Annotated in this window: 19 protein-coding genes and 1 pseudogene; 10 read left to right on the top strand and 10 right to left on the bottom strand. The window is 71.8% G+C overall.

Going from position 1 to position 18251, the window contains the following annotated elements; translation table 11 throughout:
- The first annotated feature begins 267 nt into the window (after positions 1–267).
- The gene (locus ACWC5C_RS01485; RefSeq protein WP_039939240.1) at positions 268–465 is read left to right on the top strand and encodes an SCO2195 family GlnR-regulated protein; all 198 of its coding nucleotides are present in this window, start codon (positions 268–270) and stop codon (positions 463–465) included.
- Between the two features lie 10 nt (positions 466–475).
- The gene (locus ACWC5C_RS01480; protein WP_385438239.1) at positions 476–1156 is read left to right on the top strand and encodes a DUF4191 domain-containing protein; all 681 of its coding nucleotides are present in this window, start codon (positions 476–478) and stop codon (positions 1154–1156) included.
- Between the two features lie 132 nt (positions 1157–1288).
- Here the strand turns inward: ACWC5C_RS01480 and ACWC5C_RS01475 are convergent, their stop codons facing one another.
- Entirely contained in the window at positions 1289–1756 is a 468-nt protein-coding gene (locus ACWC5C_RS01475; RefSeq protein WP_450872634.1) for an RDD family protein, read from the bottom strand.
- Positions 1757–1944: 188 nt separating this feature from the next.
- Between ACWC5C_RS01475 and glnA the strand changes: the two genes are divergently transcribed.
- Positions 1945–3354, top strand: coding sequence for a type I glutamate--ammonia ligase (gene glnA / locus ACWC5C_RS01470; RefSeq protein ID WP_450872632.1), 1410 nt, complete (start codon positions 1945–1947; stop codon positions 3352–3354).
- 82 nt (positions 3355–3436) lie between these two features.
- On the opposite strand, the gene ACWC5C_RS01465 is transcribed toward glnA, so the two are convergent.
- On the bottom strand, positions 3437–4024 hold the full coding sequence (locus ACWC5C_RS01465) for an Ig-like domain-containing protein (protein WP_450872630.1): 588 nt from the start codon (positions 4022–4024) through the stop codon (positions 3437–3439).
- A 421-nt stretch (positions 4025–4445) separates the two neighbouring features.
- Between ACWC5C_RS01465 and ACWC5C_RS01460 the strand changes: the two genes are divergently transcribed.
- Complete coding sequence (locus tag ACWC5C_RS01460; protein ID WP_450872628.1) at positions 4446–5822, top strand: sensor histidine kinase; 1377 nt, start codon at positions 4446–4448, stop codon at positions 5820–5822.
- Positions 5806–6519: a response regulator transcription factor gene (locus ACWC5C_RS01455; RefSeq protein ID WP_450872626.1), complete on the top strand. Its 714-nt coding sequence runs from the start codon at positions 5806–5808 to the stop codon at positions 6517–6519. Before ACWC5C_RS01460 ends, ACWC5C_RS01455 begins: the two co-directional genes overlap by 17 nt.
- Before the next feature lie 12 nt (positions 6520–6531).
- Here the strand turns inward: ACWC5C_RS01455 and ACWC5C_RS01450 are convergent.
- Positions 6532–7230: pseudogene (locus ACWC5C_RS01450) on the bottom strand (phosphatase PAP2 family protein); the annotation flags it as partial.
- A gap of 248 nt (positions 7231–7478) precedes the next feature.
- Here ACWC5C_RS01450 and ACWC5C_RS01445 point away from each other — a divergent pair.
- Positions 7479–9428: an ABC transporter ATP-binding protein gene (locus tag ACWC5C_RS01445; protein WP_450872625.1), complete on the top strand. Its 1950-nt coding sequence runs from the start codon at positions 7479–7481 to the stop codon at positions 9426–9428.
- A 19-nt stretch (positions 9429–9447) separates the two neighbouring features.
- On the opposite strand, the gene ACWC5C_RS01440 is transcribed toward ACWC5C_RS01445, so the two are convergent.
- Positions 9448–9936: an inorganic diphosphatase gene (locus ACWC5C_RS01440; protein WP_385438272.1), complete on the bottom strand. Its 489-nt coding sequence runs from the start codon at positions 9934–9936 to the stop codon at positions 9448–9450.
- A 101-nt stretch (positions 9937–10037) separates the two neighbouring features.
- A complete protein-coding gene (locus ACWC5C_RS01435) occupies positions 10038–10697 on the bottom strand; it encodes a TetR/AcrR family transcriptional regulator (RefSeq protein WP_450872623.1) in 660 nt (219 codons plus the stop codon).
- Positions 10698–10850: 153 nt separating this feature from the next.
- On the opposite strand from ACWC5C_RS01435, the gene ACWC5C_RS01430 reads away from it, so the two are divergent.
- Both ACWC5C_RS01430 and ACWC5C_RS01425 read left to right on the top strand, forming a co-directional pair.
- Positions 10851–11900: a medium chain dehydrogenase/reductase family protein gene (locus tag ACWC5C_RS01430; protein WP_450872621.1), complete on the top strand. Its 1050-nt coding sequence runs from the start codon at positions 10851–10853 to the stop codon at positions 11898–11900.
- A 72-nt stretch (positions 11901–11972) separates the two neighbouring features.
- Entirely contained in the window at positions 11973–12599 is a 627-nt protein-coding gene (locus ACWC5C_RS01425; RefSeq protein ID WP_385438564.1) for a GntR family transcriptional regulator, read from the top strand.
- Between the two features lie 70 nt (positions 12600–12669).
- On the opposite strand, the gene ACWC5C_RS01420 is transcribed toward ACWC5C_RS01425, so the two are convergent.
- The 3 genes from ACWC5C_RS01420 to ACWC5C_RS01410 all read right to left on the bottom strand — a co-directional run bounded on the left by ACWC5C_RS01420 (position 12670) and on the right by ACWC5C_RS01410 (position 15297).
- On the bottom strand, positions 12670–13047 hold the full coding sequence (locus ACWC5C_RS01420) for a cupin domain-containing protein (protein WP_450872619.1): 378 nt from the start codon (positions 13045–13047) through the stop codon (positions 12670–12672).
- Complete coding sequence (locus tag ACWC5C_RS01415; RefSeq protein WP_450872617.1) at positions 13044–13850, bottom strand: carbon-nitrogen hydrolase family protein; 807 nt, start codon at positions 13848–13850, stop codon at positions 13044–13046. Before ACWC5C_RS01415 ends, ACWC5C_RS01420 begins: the two co-directional genes overlap by 4 nt.
- A gap of 91 nt (positions 13851–13941) precedes the next feature.
- A complete protein-coding gene (locus tag ACWC5C_RS01410; RefSeq protein WP_450872615.1) occupies positions 13942–15297 on the bottom strand; it encodes an MFS transporter in 1356 nt (451 codons plus the stop codon).
- A gap of 153 nt (positions 15298–15450) precedes the next feature.
- On the opposite strand from ACWC5C_RS01410, the gene ACWC5C_RS01405 reads away from it, so the two are divergent.
- Entirely contained in the window at positions 15451–16164 is a 714-nt protein-coding gene (locus ACWC5C_RS01405) for a DUF2848 domain-containing protein (RefSeq protein ID WP_385438285.1), read from the top strand.
- A gap of 90 nt (positions 16165–16254) precedes the next feature.
- Here the strand turns inward: ACWC5C_RS01405 and ACWC5C_RS01400 are convergent, their stop codons facing one another.
- Positions 16255–16698: an SPW repeat protein gene (locus tag ACWC5C_RS01400; protein ID WP_385438288.1), complete on the bottom strand. Its 444-nt coding sequence runs from the start codon at positions 16696–16698 to the stop codon at positions 16255–16257.
- A gap of 168 nt (positions 16699–16866) precedes the next feature.
- Positions 16867–17241: a 5-carboxymethyl-2-hydroxymuconate Delta-isomerase gene (locus ACWC5C_RS01395; protein ID WP_450872612.1), complete on the bottom strand. Its 375-nt coding sequence runs from the start codon at positions 17239–17241 to the stop codon at positions 16867–16869.
- Between the two features lie 361 nt (positions 17242–17602).
- Here ACWC5C_RS01395 and ACWC5C_RS01390 point away from each other — a divergent pair, with 361 nt between their 5' ends.
- Positions 17603–18211 carry a winged helix-turn-helix domain-containing protein gene (locus tag ACWC5C_RS01390; protein WP_450872611.1) on the top strand — a complete coding sequence of 203 codons (609 nt, stop codon included), beginning with the start codon at positions 17603–17605 and terminating at the stop codon, positions 18209–18211.
- The last annotated feature ends 40 nt before the right edge of the window (positions 18212–18251 follow it).

The raw sequence follows: 18251 nt of genomic DNA, 5'->3' as shown, positions 1-18251 counted from the left end.
CGAACCCGGGCGGGTTCGCACCGCCGTTGGCTCGCAAGCGGGCATATCCGGTCGGTGTGAGCAACACGCTGTGTGAGTACGGGCACACCACGCTCTCCGCGTCCCTGACAAAACCGCAGGTCACAGCCGCAATCGGCAGCTTCCCCAAGGCTTCATCGGTGTTTGACCGACCGGTCACACACTGGTAACACCATTGGGTAACGATGAAACCACGCACCGCTCATGGTCGCGTGCTTCGTGATAATCCGCCGCTCCCGAGGGGTACCCATGCCGGCTGCGCCCGTACGCCCGTCCGTGACCGACGCGCTGCTCGCCCTGGAGGGACTGCTGCTGCGCGGCGGGCAGCGCACAGCCCGGCGTAACGCCTGGACCGCGGTCCTGGAGGACCGCCGCCGCGCCAAGGACCGGACCGAAGCCCAGCACGTACTGGAGGCCGTGTCCACCGAGGCTTCCCAGGCCACGTAAACTTCGCCTTATGGCGCGGAAGGAAACATCCGAGAACCCCGGGCGACTGAAGCAGATCGCCCTGACCTACAAGATGACCAAACGGGTCGACTCGAAGGTCGGCCTTGTGGTCGCCGGCGTGGGGATCATCACCTTCGGTGTCCTCCTCGCCATCGGCTTCCTCATCGGCCACCCCATCTTCCTGGGCATCCTGGGCTTCGTCCTGGCGTTCCTCGCGATGGCGATCATTTTCGGCCGCCGCGCCGAGCGGGCGGCCTTCGGCCAGATGGAGGGCCAGCCGGGCGCGGCCGCCGCCGTTCTGGAGAACGTGGGCCGCGGCTGGTCGGTGACCCCGGCGGTCGCGATGAACCGCAACCAGGACGTCATCCACCGGGCCATCGGCAAGGCGGGCATCGTGCTCGTCGGCGAGGGCAACCCGAACCGGCTCAAGGGCATGCTGGCCGCCGAGAAGAAGCGGATGGGCCGCATCGTGTCGGACGTCCCGGTGCACGACGTGATCGTCGGCTCCGGCGAGGGCCAGGTGGAGATCAAGAAGCTCCGCACCACGCTGCTGAAGCTGCCGAGGGTGCTGCCGGGCGCGCAGGTGACGGTCGTGAACGAGCGGCTGCGCGCGCTGGGCGACCTCATGAGCAACATGCCGATCCCGAAGGGCCCGATGCCCAAGGGCATGCGCATGCCGAAGGGCCGCTGAGCGGCCGTACGCCGAGACTCCACGTAACGAAGGCGGCCCGGGACTCTCCGTCCCGGGCCGCCTTTCGTATGCAATCAGCCGTTCGTATGCAATCAGCCGTTCGTATGCGATTGCCGTTATGCGACCAGCGGCTCAGACGCGGATCTGCACGGCCCGCGACAACCGGTCATGCAACCCGCGGGTGTCACGGTCGAAGACGACCGCGGGGATGACGAGCAGCAGCAGCACGCTGCGCAGCACGGCCCGCGGCAGGCTGAGCCGCGCCCCGCCCTCGCCGACCACCCGCAGCTTGAGCAGCAGCTTGCCGGGGGTCGCGCCGACGGTGCCCACGGTCAGCAGGCTGAGCACGAGGAACACGAGCAGCGCCCAGTTCCCGGCGGCCTGCACATTGCGCCCGGCCAGCAGCGCGTACGAGACGAGCACGCACAGGCCCCAGTCGATGAAAATCGCCCCGAAGCGGCGTCCGAGCGGTGCGATCGCGCCCGGTCCGCTCTCGGGCAGCCCCAGCCCCTGGCCGCGGTAGCCCAGGTCGACGCCCATCTCCTCGGCGGCCGCGCGAGGGCCGGAAAGCCAGGATCCGATTGCTTGCCTCTTGTCCACGCTCCATACGTTACTGCGGCCCCCCGCATACGCCCGTAACGCCCCCTGACCCGGTTAACCTGGGTGAAACAAATGGGTCATGCCCGGGAAATCCCGCCTGCTTATCGTCGGCGACAGCGCGCCACCCACGTGCGACCGCGCGACCGAACAAATCCCCGTCCCCCTGCGGCCGGGCTAGGAGGAGTTGGATGTTCCAGAACGCCGACGACGCTCGGAAGTTCATCTCGGACGAGGACGTCAAGTTCGTCGACGTCCGGTTCTGTGACCTTCCCGGCGTCATGCAGCACTTCACCGTACCGGCGGAGGCGTTCGACCCGAACGAGGAGCTGGCCTTCGACGGCTCGTCGATCCGCGGCTTCCAGGCGATCCACGAGTCGGACATGGCGCTGCGTGCGGACCTGTCGACGGCGCGTGTCGACCCCTTCCGTCGCGACAAGACGCTCAACATCAACTTCTTTATCCACGACCCGATCACGGGCGAGCAGTACAGCCGCGACCCGCGCAACATCGCCAAGAAGGCCGAGGCCTACCTCGCCTCCACCGGCATCGCGGACACCGCGTTCTTCGGCCCGGAGGCCGAGTTCTACGTCTTCGACAGCGTGCGCTTCGAGACCAAGGCGAACGAGGCCTTCTACCACATCGACTCCGAGGCCGGCGCCTGGAACACCGGTGCGATCGAGGGCAACCGCGGCTACAAGGTCCGCTACAAGGGCGGCTACTTCCCGACCCCGCCGGTCGACCACTTCGCCGACCTCCGCGCCGAGATCAGCCTCGAGCTGGAAAAGGCGGGCCTCCAGGTCGAGCGCCAGCACCACGAGGTGGGCACCGCCGGCCAGGCCGAGATCAACTACAAGTTCAACACGCTGCTCGCCGCCGCCGACGACCTTCAGCTCTTCAAGTACATCGTGAAGAACGTCGCCTGGCGCAACGGCAAGACCGCGACCTTCATGCCGAAGCCGATCTTCGGCGACAACGGCTCGGGCATGCACGTCCACTCGTCGCTGTGGCAGGGCGGCGTCCCGCTCTTCTACGACGAGCAGGGGTACGCGGGCCTCTCGGACACCGCCCGCTACTACATCGGCGGCATCCTCAAGCACGCCCCGTCGCTGCTGGCCTTCACCAACCCGACGGTGAACTCCTACCACCGCCTGGTCCCGGGCTTCGAGGCGCCGGTCAACATGGTGTACTCGCAGCGTAACCGCTCGGCCGCGATGCGTATCCCGATCACGGGCTCCAACCCGAAGGCCAAGCGCGTCGAGTTCCGCGCCCCGGACTCCTCCGGCAACCCGTACCTGGCCTTCGCCGCGCTCCTGCTCGCGGGCCTGGACGGCATCAAGAACAAGATCGAGCCGGCCGAGCCGATCGACAAGGACCTCTACGAGCTGGCCCCCGAGGAGCACGCGGGCGTCCCCCAGGTCCCGACCTCCCTCCCGGCCGTCCTCGACGCGCTCGAGGCCGACCACGAGTTCCTCCTCCAGGGCGGTGTCTTCACCTCCGACCTGATCGAGACGTGGATCGACTACAAGCGCACGAACGAGATCGCCCCCCTCCAGCTCCGCCCGCACCCGCACGAGTTCGAGCTGTACTTCGACGTGTAAAGGTCACTGACCTGGCGTCATAGGCGACAGCGAGGGCCGCTACCCCATGGTCGGGGTAGCGGCCCTCGTCGGCTTGCCCAGTTCAGACGGGGTTCACCGTGTGGGTGTCGGTGCCGGAGGACGGGAGGAAGCTGGTGTCGCCGGTGTAGATGGCGATCACGGGGTGGGTGCCGACGCCCAGGGTGGTGAGCGTCAGGGTCGCCACGCCAGCCGTCACGGGCTGGGTGAACGTGCCGCCGCCCGAGCCGCCGATGACGAAGGTCATCACCCCGGTCGGGGAGCCCGCGCCGGGGGCGACCGGGGTCACGGTGGCCGTGAACGTCACCGACTGGCCGAGGGTCGACGGGTCCGGGCTGGACACCACCGAGGTCGTCGTCGCGGCCTGGATGACCGCGATGAGGGTGGTGCCGGTGGAGGAGAGGAAGTTGGTGTCGCCGCTGTAGACGGCGACGACGGGGTGGATGCCGGTGCTCAGCCCGGGGGCGGTGACCGAGGTCGTGCCGCCCGACAGCGTCCCCGTCAGGGTGGGGCCACCGGTGATGGTGAAGGTGACGGTGCCGGTGGGGGTTCCGGCGCCGAGCGGGACGACGGTGGCGGTGAGCGTGACGGACTGGCCGAATGTCGCCGGGTTCGGCGTTGCCGTCACCAGGGTGATGGTGGGGGAAGCCATGATGGGCCCTCCAAGTGAGGTGGAGTGGTGGGCCGTTGGTCGCCGGGCCGACGCCTTGATCAGGGCGCGGCGGCGCATCGGGTACCAGGGGGTGCGCACTTACGGCGATCGACTCCGGGGCCTGCCCGCGTCACCGTCCCCCGGCGGATGTGGAACCCACCGGTCTGTAGCACCAGTAGGCGCGCGGTTGGTGGCAGAACGCCAGGTACGCGGGGGTGAATTGCCCTGAATGGCGCAGCGCTCAGCGGCTCGCGCCGGGTGCGCCGCGCGTACCGTCGATGCGCGGGTTCGCTGACCGGTGCGCACCGCGCGGGCGCTGTGGGGCGTGGTGCGGTGGGTGCGTCAGGGGCGCGTACGGGAGGGGCGGAGGTTGGACTTTCGGCAGTGTCCGGGCGGGTTCGGGTTCCGTAGCGTCAGCCCGGTGAAGAGGATTGCGCGGGTCGTGGGGCGGGGCCGACTGCCGGTGGCGGGGGCGGCCGTGGGGGCCGGGTTGAGTGTGCTGAGCCTGTGGTGGGTGGTGCCCACGGCGGTGGCCGCGTTCCGGGCGGGCCGGGGGCGCGGGCGGACGGGGCCCGCGGTGCTGGCGTTCGCGGGGGTGGTCTCGGCGGGGGTCGTCGCGGCGGCGGTGGTGCCGAGCCTGCTCGGGCTGGGGAGCCGGTTCGTGGGGGTGGTGGTGTGCGGTGTGATGGTGCCGTGGTTCGGGGGACGTTTCTGGCGGCAGTACCAGGAGCTGGTACGGGCGGGCTGGGAGCGGGCCGAACAGGCGGAGCGCGAGCGGTGGTTGGTCGCCGAGCGGGCCAGGCTGCGGGAGCGGGCCCGGATCGCGCGGGACATGCATGACGTCCTCGGGCATGACCTCAGCCTGATCGCACTGTCGGCGGGCGCGCTGAAGCTGGCGCCTGGGCTGGAGGAGAGCCACCGGCGGACCGCGCGGGACATCAGGGCGCGGGCGGAGGTCGCGGTGGACCGGCTCGGGGAGGTGATCGGGGTGCTGCGCGAGGAGGCGCCCACCGCCTCCATCGCGCGGCTGGTCGACGAGGCTGCCGCCGCCGGGCTCACCGTCGAACTCCGTACGGAGGGGGCGGAGGGGGCCGAGGGGGCTGTTACGGGGCTGCCGCCGCTGGTGGAGCGGGCCGCGTACCACGTCGTCCAGGAGGGGCTGACCAACGCCGCCAAGCACGCGCCCGGTGCGGCGGTGACCGTCCGGGTGGTGTGCGGGGCGGCGGAGACGGTCGTCCGGGTGGAGAACGACGCCGAGGCGGGTGGCGCGGGGTCGCGGGTGCGGGGCGGTGGGAATGGGCTCAGGGGGCTCGACGAGCGCGTACGGCTGGCCGGAGGGTCGTTCGCGTACGGCCCTCAGTCCTCCCGCTTCGCCGTCGAGGCCCGGCTTCCGCATACGCCCCCGGAACGGACCGTTCCAGCAGCCCGCCAGGAACACCATCAGGCCCGCCACCGCATGCGTCGGGTGCTGATCGCGGCGGTCATGGTGCCGCTGGTGACCGGCGCGGGGCTGAGCGCCGCGCTGATGGGGTGGGACTGGGCGACGGCGTCGCGCGCGGTGCTGGACCCGGATGACTTCGCCCGGCTGCGGGTGGGGCAGGATCGCTCCGAGGTGGAACGGGTGCTGCCGGACCGTCAGCTGGCCCATCACCCCTCTGCCGCAGAACCGGAGGGACGGGGCATCACATGCGAGTACTACGCGATGACGGCGGATCGTCTCGACGACCGTTCCGGAGACGCGTACCGGCTGTGCTTCCGCGGGGACGTTCTGGTGGCGCGCGATGCCCTCGCGCCGTGAACCCGCTGAGCTGCCGGTGATCCGGGTGCTGGTCGCCGACGACGAGGCGATGATCCGCGCGGGCGTACGCGCCGTACTGGCCACCGACCCGGCCATCGACGTCGTCGCCGAGGCGGCCGACGGCCGGGACGCCGTCGAGCTGGTGCGGCGGCACCGCCCGCAGGTGGCGGTCCTCGACATCCGGATGCCGGTGATGGGCGGGATCGAGGCGGCGGAGGAGATCCGCAGGACGGTGCCGGAGACCGGGGTGGTCATGCTGACGACGTTCGGGGAGGACGACTACATCCTGCGGGCGCTCGGCGGCGGCGCGGCCGGTTTCCTGATCAAGTCGGGCGAGCCCGAGGAACTGATCGCGGGGGTCCGCGCGGTGGCCGACGGCGCCGCCTATCTGTCACCGAAGGTCGCCGCCCGGGTGGTCGCGCACCTCGCGGCCGGTGGCGCCGGTGCCGCCGCCGGTCGGCGCGGCGCGGCCCGGGAGCGGGTCGCGGCGCTCACCGCCCGGGAGCGCGAGGTGCTGGCGTTCCTCGGCGGCGGGCTGTCGAACGGGCAGATCGCGCGTCGGCTCCATGTGGTGGAGGGCACGGTCAAGGCGCACGTCAGCTCCATCCTGGCCCGGCTGGGGGTGGACAACCGGGCCGCGGCCGCCGTCGTGGCGCATGAGGCCGGTGTCGTCACCCCGCCGCCGCCCGAGGCATAGCGAGAGGCATAGCGATGTGACGCGTACGGCGAACGGCTCCAGCGCGAGCAGCGCGGCCGCCACGACGCACCCGCCCAGGATCGCCCCGGCGAGTACGTCGTGCGGATAGTGCACCCCCGCCAGGACGCGCAGCAGCGCCGCCGCCGCTGCCGTAGGCAGGGCCAGGGCGGCCCAGCGCGGCCGCAGGACGGCTATGCCGGTCGCGAGGGCGGCGGCCAGGGTGGCGTGGTTGCTGGGGAACGACCAGTCCCCCGGCTCGGGGCAATGGGCGAGCGCGGCGGCTCCGCGCACCGCACGGCAGGGCCGTTCCTCGTCCACCACCAGCTTCAGGGCCTCGCTGAGCGCGTAGGCGGCCGCGGTGCCGAGGCCGACCAGAGCGGTACCGGCGATTCCGCGCGCGTCCCTGCGGCGCAGCGCGGTCCACCCCCATACGGCCAGCAGCAGCCCGAGGACGGCGACGGTGCCCTCGCTCGCCGCCTCCAGAAGCGCCGCCGGGACATCGGCCACCGCTCCGGTCAGCGCGCGGTACGCGGATGCCGAGGCTCCGTATCTGACCTCGACGGGGCCGGGGTCCCCCAGCCCGCCCAGGGAGAGCCCGCCGGTCGGGGAGAGCCCGCCGCCCGGGGAAAGCCGGACGACCGCCCCCGCGCCCGCGGCGAGCAGCGCCGCGGCCCACAGGAGGCGGGAGGTGGAGTGAGAGTGGGTTCGCATGGCCCCGAACGTAGGAGCGGCGCGGTCCGGAAACCCGGGCCGAACGGCAGGGCGGGACCTGGACGATGGTCAGGGTTGACAGGGCGGGAGTGGCCGGGTTGACGGGGCGGGGCGGTACGCGCCGGGGCGCTTCCACGATCGTGTGGACCTCCGTCGTACGCCCCACGACGCCCACGGCTTTACGGCAAGGTGACCGGCACCGCCGTGCTGGACCGCATCGTCACCGCACCGTCAGGGGGACCAGATCCGTGGCAGCGTCACAGAGCACCGGAAAACCGGCAGGACAACCAGTAGAGCCCGGTGAGGAGTTACGGTTCCGGCCGCCCACCCCGGTGGCGCTGGAGACGATCACCACCCGGGCCATGGCCCGCCGCCTGCCGCAACTGGTGCGCCGCGCACTCGGGTTGGCGTGGCGGGTGGACCGCAGGGCGGTGGTGACGCTGCTGGTGTGCCAGGCGCTCGCGGGGTTCTTCGAGGCGTTCGGGCTGCTGGCGACCACCGGCACCATCACGGCGCTCATCTCGTCCGGGCACATCGGCGAGCGGCTGCGGGAGGCGCTGCCGTCGATCGCGGTGCTGGCCGGGGCGGCGGGGCTGCGGGCGCTGCTCGGGATCGCGGTGTCGAACATCTCCAGCAGGCTGTCGCCGCGGATCTCGCGGGAGGCCGAGACCCAGATGCTGGACGCGGCGATCAACGCGGAGCTGGCGGCGTACGACAACCCCGGGTTCAACGACAAGTGGGACGCGGCGGACCGGGGCGCCGAGGTCGCGCAGGATCTGATCGTCGAGTCGCAGCAGCTGATGGCGTGTCTGTCCTCGCTGATCGCGGCGGCCGGGGTGGTGGCCGTGCTGCATCCGGCGCTGCTGCCGCTGTTGATGCTGGCCGCGCTGCCGCAGGGGATCGCGGGGATGAAGGGCGCGCGGGTGCAGTACGAGACGAGCCGGGCGATGAGCGCGGACCGGCGCACGCTCGGGCTGCTGCGCTGGTACATGGTGGACAAGGACATCGCCGATCAGCTGCGCTCGGGCACCATGGCGTCGTTCCTCCTGGAGCGGTACCGGGCGATCGGCGCGCGGGTGGACGCCGCGACCGACAAGGCGGTGCACCGGGGCGCCCGGTACGCGGTGGCGGGGGCGCTGACCGGGGGGTTCGCGTCGGGGCTGGTGTGGGCGTCGCTGGCCCTGCTGCTGGGCTCGGGGCAGATGTCGGTGGCCTCGGCGGGGACCGCGGTGTTCGCGCTGCGGACGGTGGGCGCGTCGTTGCAGGGGATGGTCGGGTACGGGACGCGGCTGTTCCGTACGGGGCTGTACCTGGACGACTGGGCGGAGTTCATCGAGGAGGCGGGCGGGCACCGGATGCGGCGCGGCAGCCGGGTGCCGGACGTACCGCGGGTGATCCGCGCCGAGGGGCTGACGTACGCCTATCCGGAGTCCTCGGGGGCGGTGCCTTCGGAATCGGGGTCCGAGGGGCCCGGCGCTCCGGCGCTCGCCGAGGTGAGCCTGGAGGTGCGGCGCGGCGAAGTGCTGGCGCTGGTCGGGGAGAACGGTTCCGGCAAGACCACCCTGAGCAAGCTGCTGACCGGGCTGTATCTGCCCACCGGGGGCGCGGTGACCTGGGACGGTACGAGCACCGCGGAGCTGGAGCCGCAGGCGATGTGGCGGCACACGGCTGTCGTGCCGCAGGACTACGCGCACTGGCCGCTGACCGCGCGCGACAACATCACGCTCGGGCAGCCGCACGGCGGGGACGAGGCGGTCCGGGCGGCGGCGGTCCACTCCGGGGCGCATGAGGTGGTCGACGGGTTGCGCAGCGGTCTTGACACGCTGCTGGCCCGGCAGTGGTGGGGCGGGGTGGAGCTGTCCGGCGGGCAGTGGCAGCGGATCGCGCTGGCCCGCGCGTTCCACCGGCCCGCCGGGCTGCTGGTGATGGACGAGCCGACCAGCGCCCTGGACGCGCGCGCCGAGCACCGGATCTTCGCCGGGCTGCGGCGGATGGCACGGGACCGCGCGGTCGTGCTGGTGACGCACCGGCTGGCGAACGTCGCGGTGGCCGACCGGATCGTGGTGCTGGACCGGGGCCGGGTGATCCAGCAGGGCACGTTCGAGGAGCTGACCCGATCGCCGGGCCTCTTCCGGGAGTTGTGGGAGCTGCAGAACGACCGTGGGGTGCCTGCCCCGCGTCGCGGCGGGACGTCCTGAAGCGGCTTACGACGCGCCCTCAGGCCACGCGGGCGCGGGACGCGGCGATCTCGGCGTACGCCGCGTCGCGGCCCTCCCAGTGCGATCCCTCGACGGACTTGCCGGGTTCGAGGTCCTTGTAGACGTCGAAGAAGTGGGTGATCTCCATACGGTCGAACTCGGGCACGTCCTCGATGTCCTGGACGTCGACGTAGCGCGGATCGTGGGCGGGCACGCAAAGGATCTTCTCGTCCGGCCCCTTCTCGTCGCGCATGCAGTACATGCCGATGGCCCGGCACAGGATCACGCAGCCGGGGAAGGTGGGCTCGCCGACGGTGACCAGGGCGTCCAGCGGGTCACCGTCGCGGCCGAGGGTGTGGTCGATATAGCCGTAGTCGGCCGGGTACTTCGTGGCCGTGAACAGCATCCGGTCCAGCCGGATGCGCCCGGCCTCATGGTCCATCTCGTACTTGTTGCGGGACCCCTCGGGGATCTCCACGACGACGTCGAATTCGGCGGCGGACTCCATCGCGACCTCCGGTCACCGGTGGGCGTCCTTCCAGTGTGCGCCGTGTGCGCCGCTCACGCACCGCGCACGAGGACGGCTCACGCCCCGCGTACTAGCCCGGCTCACGCACCGCGTACGAGGGCGCCCACCTCGGCCTCGAAGAGCGCCCCCGGATCGAAGCCCATCCCGCTGAACTGGCCCTGCACTTCAAGGCTGATCACCCCGTGCAGCCGGGTCCAGGTGGCCAGGGCGCGGCACTTCAGCTCGCCGTCCGGCTCCGGGCCGGGGGCCCAGGGGCCCACGCCCTCCAGCTGCCGCGACAGCTCGGCTTCGAGGGGGGTCGGGGCGGTGGCGCGGTCGAGGGTGGCGCACGCGTCGAGGATGGTGCGCATCAGGGAGCCCGCGATCTCGGTGGTCTCGGCGGGCGCCTGGTAACCGGGCACCGGGGTGCCGTAGATGAGCAGATAGCGGTCGGGCTGCTGCTTGGCCCAGTCGCGCAGGGCGTGGGCGAGGGTGCGGAAGCGGTCGGCGGGGGCGGCGGCCTCGACTGCGGCGGAGGCCACCGCGGCCAGATCGCGGTAGGCGTCGGTGATCAGCTCGGTCAGCAGCTCGTCCCGGCCGGCGAAGTAGCGGTAGAGCGCGGGGCCGGTCATGCCCATCGCCTTCGCGATCGCGTTCACCGAGATTCCCGCCGTGCCCGACTCGGCGAGCTGGGTCAGGGCCACTGCCTTGGCCTCGTCCCGCGTCTGCTGCCGGTAGCGCTCTCGCCGTGCTGTGGCCATGGGCGCGCCCATCCCTTCTCGTACGGACCTCGTGCCGACCCGAAATCGGGGCTTGACACATCGAGGGTAACAGGTTCATTGTTTCGTTAGAAGCTCTCACAGTCGATAGAAGACCTTCCGACCTCACGACCTCACGAGAATCGGAGCCCTGCCATGCCGCTGACCGACGCCGAAGTGCTCACCGAAGTCGTCCTGCCCGGCCCGGTGGATCCGGAGGGGCTCCGGCTCCGCTCCCGCGCGGTGCCCGAACCCGGCCCCGGCCAAGCCCTGGTGGCCGTCGAGGCGTCCGGGGTCTCCTTCGCCGAGCAGCAGATGCGCCGCGGCAAGTACTACGACCAGCCGCCGTTCCCCTTCGTGCCCGGATACGACCTGGTGGGCACGGTCGCCGCGACGGGCGCGGGAGTTGATCCAGGGCTGCGGGGCGGGCGGTTCGCCGTGCTGACGAAGGTCGGCGGATGGGCCAGCCATGTCCTGGCCGACGTGGGCGATCTGGTCGCCGTGCCGGATGGCGTGGGCGCGGCCGAGGCCGAGACGGTGGTGGTCAACGGGATCACGGCGTGGCAGATGCTGCACCGGGTGGCCGGGGCCCGCGCCGGGATGACCGTGCTGGTCCACGGGGCCAACGGCGGAGTGGGCTCCACCCTGGTCCAGCTCGCCCGCCGGGCCGGAATCGCGGTCATCGGCACCGCGTCGCCCCGCCACCACGACGCGGTGCGGGCGCTGGGCGCCACCCCCGTCGACTACCGCGACCCCGATCTGGCCGCGCGCGTGCGCGAGCTGGCACCCGGCGGGGTGGACGCGGTCTTCGACCACGTCGGCGGCGAGGGCATCGTGGAGTCGTTCCGGCTGCTGGCCCGCGGCGGCACCCTCGTCTCGTACGGCACGGCGGCCACCCGGGACGTGCCCGGGTCGTCCCGGGCGCCGGTCCTCAAGCTGCTCGCCCGGCTCATGCTGTGGAATCTGCTGCCCAACGGCCGGAAGGCGCACTTCTACAACCTGTGGGCGGGTAGGCGGCGGCGCGCCGCCTACCAGGCGCGGGTGCGGGAGGATCTGGGCCAGGTCTTCGCGCTGCTCGCGAGCGGTGAGTTCACCGCCCAGGTGGCCGCGCGGATCCCGCTCGCCGAGGCCGCGCGGGCGATGCGGCTGGCGGAGTCCGGCACGGTCACCGGCAAAGTCGTCCTCGTGACCGGCGAGGACTCATGAACTCCGCCCTCCTGGCCCTCTTCGCCGTGATAATTTTCGTATACGAGTGGTATGCGAGGAGGCATGGGCCCAGTGCAGTCCGGACGAGAAAAGGCGTACGCGTTCCTCAAGGAAACCGTGCTGACCGATCCCGACATGCAGGGCCGGTTCCTCACCGAGCAGGAGATCGCCGACCGGATCGGCATCTCCCGCACCCCCATCCGCGAGGCGCTGCTGCTGCTCGCGGCCGAGGATCTGGTCCAGTTGGTGCCCAAGCGGGGCGCGCAGATCGCGCCGCTGTCCGGCCGGGAGATCACCGAGCTGATGGAGCTGCGCGGGATCGTCGAGCGCTATGCCGCGGAGCAGGCCATCGAGCAGCGGAAGGTGCCGGTCGAGGAGCTGACGGAGCTGCTGGAACGGCAGCGCGGGCTCAGCGGACCCGAGCACGCCAAGGAATTCATCGCCGTGGACCACCTCTTCCACGCGACCATGGTCGCCTCGGTGGGCAACGCGCTCCTCAACCGGCACTACGACGGGCTGCGCAGCCGTCAGATCCGGGCCGGGGTGGTGGCGCTGTACAACCGGACCGGCCGCCAGCAGGCGGTCCTCGCCGAGCACCAGGCGATCCTGGACGCGGTGGCCTCCGGCGACCCGGAGGCGGCGCGCACCGCGATCAGCGATCACCTGGAGTCGACGCTCAAGGTGCTGCTCGCGGGGTGAGCCGCGGGCCGCCTCAGGCCTCGGGCCGCGGGCCACCTCAGGTCTCGGGCCGCCTCACGCCTTGGGCCGCTCAGGCCTCGGCCGGGGTCTCGGGGTCGGTGCCCGGGTAGGTGATCACCAGCATCGTCACCCCGTCCTCGGAGGTCCACGGGCCGTGGGGCATGCCCGGCGGGCGGCACGCGTAGTACCCCCGCGAGAAGGTCCGCCCCAGCGTCAGGTCGTGCATGTCGCCCTCCAGCAGGTAGACCTCCTCCCAGAAGTCATGGCGGACGACTCCGGACGCCGAGGTGTCCGTACCCGGCTCCCACCGGACGAGCGCCGTGCGACGCGCACCGCTCCCGTCCGCGGCGAGGGTCTGCTCCCGGACCCCCGGGGCCGCCCCCTCGGGCACCTGCCAGGCGCCCGAGGGACGGTGGAACTCCAGCTCAGGCTTGGCCCGCCCGCTCATGCGTCGCTGCCCAGCTTGCGGTTGGCCAGGACGGACACCGTGCGCCGCACCGCCGTGACCTCCTCGGTGTCGACGTTCGCCACCAGCAGTCCGGGCGCCGCCTCCAGCCGCTCGCGCACGGTCCCGTCCGGGCCGACGAGGGCGCTGTAGCCGATGCCGGTGGGGGCGCTCGTCGAGGGGGCCTCGGCGCCGCTCGCCGCAGGGTCGGCCTGGCCCACGGCGGCCAGCCAGACGGTGGCGTCCAGCGCCCGCGCCCGGGTCAGCAGCTCCCACTGCTCACGCTTGCCGGGGCCCGCGCCCCAGGAGGCCGGAAGCAGCGAGAGCACCGCGCCCGCGTCGGCGTGCGCCCGGAACAGCTCCGGGAACCGCACGTCGTAGCAGGTGGCGAGGCCGATCCGGACACCGTCCAGCTCGAAGGTGACCACCTGGGAGCCCGGGGCCACGGTCTTGGACTCCGCGAAACCGAAGGCGTCATACAGATGGATCTTGTCGTACGCGGCCTCGACCCCGGGGCCGGTGGCCAGCAGGGTGTTCGTGACCCGCCCGTCGGGGGCCGGGGTGAACATGCCCGCCACGACCACCAGCCCGGCGTCCTGCGCGATCCGCCGGACCTCGGTGGCCCAGGGGCCGTCCAGCGGTTCGGCGAGCGGGCCCAGCCGGGTGCCGAAGCACGCCATGGCGGCCTCCGGGAAGACCACGAGCCGGGCGCCCTCGGCCGCCGCGCGCTGGGCCTGCTCGCGCAGCGTGTCGAGGTTCGCCTTCGGATCCGGACCGGTGGTGATCTGGCTCAGTGCGATGCGCATGGGGTGTGTTGCCTTCCCTGGTCGGCGCGGTGGTGAGTGGTGATCTGGCGATGATGCCCCGGGAGGAGCGGGGCTGCCCATCGCGGGGGCGTCAGCCGGTCGCGGCGGGCGAGTGGTGGCGTTCGGCCACGGCGTCCGGCTCCTCGTCCTCCGCGGGCGCCGCGTCCCGGCCCAGCCACAGCCCGGCGACCGTGACCACCGCCGTGAGCGCGATGTAGAGCGCCAGCGGCTGCCAGGCGCGGTACGTACCGAGCAGCGTCGTGAACAGCAGCGGCGCGATCGCCCCGCCGACGACTCCGGCCAGGGTGTAGGCGAGAGAGGAGCCCGTGTAGCGCAGCCGCGGCGAGAACTGCTCGGCGATGAAGGCCGCCTGCGGTCCGTACATCAGCGAATGGATCACCAGCGCCACGATCACACCCAGGGTGAGCAGCGGCCAGCTGCCGCCCGCGACCAGGGGGAAGAAGACGAAGGGCCAGACACCGGCGGCGACGGCGGAGAGACCGTACAGCCACCGCCGGTTGACGCGGTCGGAGAGCGCCCCGGCCAGCGGGATCAGGAAGATCTGGAGAGAGGAGCCGATGAGGACGGCGGCCAGCGCGGAGCCGCGCGACATGCCCAGCTCGCCGGTCGCGTAGGTGAGCACGAAGACGGTGAACATCGCGTACAGCACATCGGGGGCGATGCGGCAGAGGATCGCCGCGGTCAGCGCCCGGGGCTGGGAGGTGAACACCTCGCGCACCGGCGCCTCGGGGCGGTCCTGCGCGGCCTCCATGGCCCGGAAGACCGGGGTCTCCTCCAGCTTGGCGCGGATCCACAGCCCGAACATCACCAGCACGCCGGAGAGGAGGAACGCCACCCGCCAGCCCCAGGACAGGAACTGCTCCTCCGTCAGCGCGGCGCCCAGTGCCGCGAGCACCCCGTTGGCGAGCAGATTGCCCGCGGGCGGCCCGACCTGGGCGGCCGAGGCGAAGAAGCCGCGCCGCCGCGGATCGCCGTACTCGCTGGACAGCAGCACCGCGCCGCCCCACTCGCCGCCCACGCCGACGCCCTGGGCGAAGCGCAGCAGCACCAGGGCGGCGGGGGCCGCGACGCCGACGGTGGCGTAGGTGGGCAGCAGTCCGATCAGGAAGGTCGCGGCGCCGATGAGCACCAGGGTCGCGATGAGCACTTTCTTCCGGCCGATGACGTCTCCGAGACGGCCGAAGACGAAGCCGCCCAGCGGGCGGGAGACATAGCCGACGGCGTAGGTGGAGAACGCCAGGAGGGTGCCGGTGAACGGGTCCTTGGAGGGGAAGAACAGGTCGCCGAAGACCAGCGCCGCGGCGGCGGAGTAGACGGCGAAGTCGTACCACTCCAGGGCGGTTCCGGTCAGGCTGGCGACGAAGGCGCGGCGGACCGCGGGTCCGTCCGCCCGGGGCTCTGGTGCGCTCGGGGAGGTGCGCTTCATGGTCCGTCCTCGGGATGGTGCGGGGTGGGTGCTGGGTGAGTGGGTGCTTGATGGGTGGTTGCGTGATGCGGGGCTTCCGGCATACTTGTTGTATACCAAGCGTATGCGCAACCCCCTTGAGGGAAGTTCCTCGCGATTTGGAGAGCACGCCCCATGACGACCCAGCCCCCGCAGTCCCCCCGCCCCGCCCTGACCTTCACGCTCCCCGACGGCTCCACCCGGCATGTGGAGGTCGTCCAGGTGCTCAACGCGGGCTACGCCGGGCGCAGCCAGGAGGACGTGGCCGCCCATGTCGCCGAACTCGCCGAGCTGGGCGTTCCCGCCCCCAGCGTGACGCCCGCCCTCTACCCCGTCTCCCCGTACCTCGCCCAGCAGACCGGCCGGGTCAGCGTGCAGCACGGCCGCACCTCGGGCGAGGCGGAGTGGGCGCTGATCGTCGCCGACGGCGGGGAGCTGCTGCTCACCGCCGCCTGTGACCACACCGACCGGGAGCTGGAGGTGCACGGCGTGGCCTGGAGCAAGAACGCGAGCCCCGATGTGCTCGGCGCCCGCGCCTGGCCCCTCGCGGACGTGTCCGAGCGGCTGGACGGGCTGACCCTGCGGGCCTGGGTCACCCATGGCGGCGAGGAGACCGAGGTGCAGAGCGGCACCCTGGCCGAGCTGCTGCCGCCCGCGTACTGGGTCGAGGTGCTGCGCGAGCGCGGCGGTCTGGTGCCGGGCACGGTGCTGATCTCCGGGACGATCCCGATGGCGGAGGGTGTCGACCAGTTCGCCGACCGCTGGCGGGTGGAGCTGGGCGATCCGGCCACCGGCGACACCATCGAGTGCTCGTATGACGTGGTTCCCATGCCGGAGCCGATCGGCTGACGCGGCACACAGCGAGCCACAGCGGACCAGGCGGTGGGCCCGGTCCGCTGTGGCTCGTTAGCGTCTGATTCCGGCTCGTTCAGCTCTCGGTCAGGTGGTCTCCCGTCCCTTCCGCATCACCACGCCTGCGGCGATCAGGCCGAACAGGCAGGTGAGGGCGCCGATGAGCACGTTGTTCCAGATCATCCCGGCATCCGGGTCCATGGCAACGACCCAGGGAGAGATGATCATCCATATACCGATCGCGGACATGGCCCAGCACAGGCTGTACATCCTCCTCGGCGCCGATGTGAGGCCGATGCCCAGCAGGGCGATGGCCAGGCCGAGGACGAGGTTGTTGACCATGAGGTCGGGGCTGGTGCTCGAGAAGTGCACCACCCAGGGGGAGATGGCGAAGTACAGACCGGCAAGCAGCACCGGTCCGTCGAGGAAGACAACGTCCCGCGCATCCATCATGCGAGCGAAGCGCTCACGCATCTCGGACACGTCGGGGTGGCCCTTGAGATCACCTCGGGTACGTGAGACGTCGGCCATACGACTCGCCTCCTTCGTTCATGCAAGTCTGACCGCGCAGTGCGGTAATACCGCCGCACCACCATTGTGCGCCTCGCCTCGCTTTATAGGTAGATGTCGGATTGGCTCCGCTACCCGAGATACCCGAGATACCCGAGACACCTGGGATACCCGAGATGCTTCCGGGACTTAAGAGGGCGGGGTGGCCTCCTCGTGCTTCGCGTACCAGGCGCGGTCCAGGTCGCTGATGTTCACGGTGGTCTGCACGGTCAGCCCCGGCACCGGCGCCACATACGCGCGGGCGACGTCCAGCACCGCGCGGGACAGCTCCGCCTTGGTCTCGGCGTCCCGGCCGGACAGGATCGCCACCTCGATGTGGATCATGGCGAGATGGGGTGCCCCGTCGGCGATGACGGCCTCTTCGATCCGGCGGAACCGGGTCTTGCACCCGGCCACCCCGGTGTCGATGGTCTTGGCGACCACCGGGTGCAGGGCGGTGCCGAAGCCCTGGCGGTCGAAGGCGTCGGTCAGGGTGTCGGAGTATTCGACGACGATGTGCGGCATGGGCGGGCACTCCTCATCAGCTCTGCGAGAGTGGAGTGGGCATCGTCGCACCCTGCCCGGGACCCGAGCGCCCCGGCCCGTTCTTCTGCTTCAATAGGGGGCATGGTCAGCCTCATCAACGCCGCGACGGGTCGTCTCGACCTCGAGCCGTTCTGGCCGTCCCGGCAGGCGCACCACTTCGACCGCGAGTGTTGCCGCGCATCCGTTGCGCGGGCCCGCTCGCTCGGCTGCTGACGCCGCCCCACCCGGCCGCTCAGCCATCCGCCCGGCTCCGGGGCATCGTTGCCCCGGCCCGGTCCCCCGGCCCAGCCCGCGCGCATGACGTCCACCGACGCCCCTTAGCGCGAAAGAGCTGACTCCCATGACGAACGTCCGTACCCTCTCCGCCTCCTCGTCCACCGCGCCCGCCGCCGTGCCCGGCCGTAGCCCGATCAGCGGCCGTCAGCGGCTACGAGCCGTGGCCCGGGACGAGGTGCCCCCCGTCGACGACTTGCTGCACCCCGGCGCCACCTGGCTGCCCGCTCCCCCGCACACCGTCCCCGCCCTCCCCGGACAGCCGCCGATGATCGGCTACCTGGTGCTGGTCCCGGCCGACCAGCGGGAGCGCCAGACGGCCACCACCGCCACCGCCGCACCCACCGCGTCCCTCACCTCGCCCGCCGCCGCCCCGCTCACCACCGACGACGGCCCGGTGCGGATCGACCCCGAGCAGCGGACCGTGCGGGTCGGAGGGCGTCCGCTCGACCTCACCTATCTGGAGTTCGAGCTGCTGGCCCATCTCGTCGCCCACCCGCACCGGGTGCACACCCGCGACCAGCTGGTGACGACGGTGTGGGGGTACGGACACGTCGGCGACGGCCGCACCGTGGACGTCCATGTCGCCCGGCTGCGCCGCAAGTTGGGCGCGGAGCACCGCGGGTCGATCGTGACCGTGCGGCGCGTGGGCTACAAGTACGTGCCGAACGCATAAGCACGGCAAGAAGCGCCGTACGGACCGCGACTCGGCCCGT

This window comes from Streptomyces sp. NPDC001700 (assembly GCF_053596435.1).
The sequence above is the reverse complement of the archived record's forward strand: the minus strand, read 5'-3'. Positions and strand labels throughout refer to the sequence as shown.

Excerpts from the sequence above, each read along its gene's own strand:
- ACWC5C_RS01485 (WP_039939240.1), top strand. The coding sequence starts at position 268 with ATGCCGGCTGCGCCCGTACGCCCGTCCGTGACCGACGCGCTGCTCGCC.
- ACWC5C_RS01480 (WP_385438239.1), top strand. The coding sequence starts at position 476 with ATGGCGCGGAAGGAAACATCCGAGAACCCCGGGCGACTGAAGCAGATC.
- glnA (WP_450872632.1), top strand. The coding sequence starts at position 1,945 with ATGTTCCAGAACGCCGACGACGCTCGGAAGTTCATCTCGGACGAGGAC.
- ACWC5C_RS01465 (WP_450872630.1), bottom strand. The coding sequence starts at position 4,024 with ATGGCTTCCCCCACCATCACCCTGGTGACGGCAACGCCGAACCCGGCG.
- ACWC5C_RS01455 (WP_450872626.1), top strand. The coding sequence starts at position 5,806 with ATGCCCTCGCGCCGTGAACCCGCTGAGCTGCCGGTGATCCGGGTGCTG.
- ACWC5C_RS01440 (WP_385438272.1), bottom strand. The coding sequence starts at position 9,936 with ATGGAGTCCGCCGCCGAATTCGACGTCGTCGTGGAGATCCCCGAGGGG.
- ACWC5C_RS01435 (WP_450872623.1), bottom strand. The coding sequence starts at position 10,697 with ATGGCCACAGCACGGCGAGAGCGCTACCGGCAGCAGACGCGGGACGAG.
- ACWC5C_RS01430 (WP_450872621.1), top strand. The coding sequence starts at position 10,851 with ATGCCGCTGACCGACGCCGAAGTGCTCACCGAAGTCGTCCTGCCCGGC.
- ACWC5C_RS01420 (WP_450872619.1), bottom strand. The coding sequence starts at position 13,047 with ATGAGCGGGCGGGCCAAGCCTGAGCTGGAGTTCCACCGTCCCTCGGGC.
- ACWC5C_RS01415 (WP_450872617.1), bottom strand. The coding sequence starts at position 13,850 with ATGCGCATCGCACTGAGCCAGATCACCACCGGTCCGGATCCGAAGGCG.
- ACWC5C_RS01410 (WP_450872615.1), bottom strand. The coding sequence starts at position 15,297 with ATGAAGCGCACCTCCCCGAGCGCACCAGAGCCCCGGGCGGACGGACCC.
- ACWC5C_RS01405 (WP_385438285.1), top strand. The coding sequence starts at position 15,451 with ATGACGACCCAGCCCCCGCAGTCCCCCCGCCCCGCCCTGACCTTCACG.
- ACWC5C_RS01400 (WP_385438288.1), bottom strand. The coding sequence starts at position 16,698 with ATGGCCGACGTCTCACGTACCCGAGGTGATCTCAAGGGCCACCCCGAC.
- ACWC5C_RS01395 (WP_450872612.1), bottom strand. The coding sequence starts at position 17,241 with ATGCCGCACATCGTCGTCGAATACTCCGACACCCTGACCGACGCCTTC.
- ACWC5C_RS01390 (WP_450872611.1), top strand. The coding sequence starts at position 17,603 with ATGACGAACGTCCGTACCCTCTCCGCCTCCTCGTCCACCGCGCCCGCC.